At 24.8% G+C, this 879-nt stretch carries 1 protein-coding gene and 1 pseudogene; both read right to left on the reverse strand.

Annotated features, from left to right (window positions below; genetic code table 11):
* Positions 1-273 (reverse strand): annotated as a pseudogene (locus tag AJ932_RS08430) (hypothetical protein); the annotation flags it as partial.
* A gap of 365 nt (positions 274-638) precedes the next feature.
* The coding region (locus AJ932_RS10820; RefSeq protein ID WP_261660117.1) for a lipase family protein at positions 639-879 on the reverse strand (241 nt) is incomplete at its 5' end.

Below are 879 nucleotides of genomic sequence, written 5' to 3' on the forward strand. Positions count from 1 at the left end.
CTGATGAAATTGAACCTCATATCTTTGAATGAAATTTTTAGTCTGTAATTCTCCAAATTCTCCGTTGAGTTCACCTTTACTAATAAAACTATATTTTTGTCCGACCTTTTCTTTTTTTCCAGCTATTTTGCCATTATAGCTTAAGTTTAAAAGCTCATTTAAGGTAATAATAGTTTCATTTTCTTGCAATATACAATCTTCTAAATCAAAATAAAAATAACTAGCTTGTGCAAGTTCTGCATAATCTTTTAATTCATTGATTTTTTCTTGCAAAATTATCCTTTATTTAAATAATGACAAAAAAATATATAATGTAACATAAAAACTATTATGATAATAAAACATGTAATATAATATCGAAGCTATAGGATAATAAAGTAACAATAGCAATGCTATATACAAAAACTTTATTTCACAAAGAGAAAAAAAGCGATAAAGCATTAATAGAATTAAAGGAAAAATAATCCAACCTAGCATTACAAAAAATTCATACACTCTATTTGGATTATGCCCTACAGCAGGAGAAATAACAAACCCACTTATACAAAATACTACCCAAACAATATAAAACTTACGAAATGCACCCATTTATTTTCCTTTTTAATATTTTTAATAAAATTATTCTACTTTTTTAAAAATTAAAATATAGCTATATTAGGAAAATTCCAACCATAAACACTAGGGGAATTAAAAGTATAAACTTCATTAGGGCTAAAAGATAATTTGTCTTTATATTTAATATCGCAATATATCAAAGCCATTTGAGCTAAATACCCACCCAATGAATGTCCTACAAATATGATACTTTTATTTTCATTTTTGATTATTTTATTTACTTGTTCTAAAAATTCTAAAAGAGAAGAAGATTGGATATTGCCA

Source organism: Campylobacter sp. BCW_6873 (genome assembly GCF_001762365.1).
GTDB lineage: Bacteria > Campylobacterota > Campylobacteria > Campylobacterales > Campylobacteraceae > Campylobacter_D > Campylobacter_D jejuni.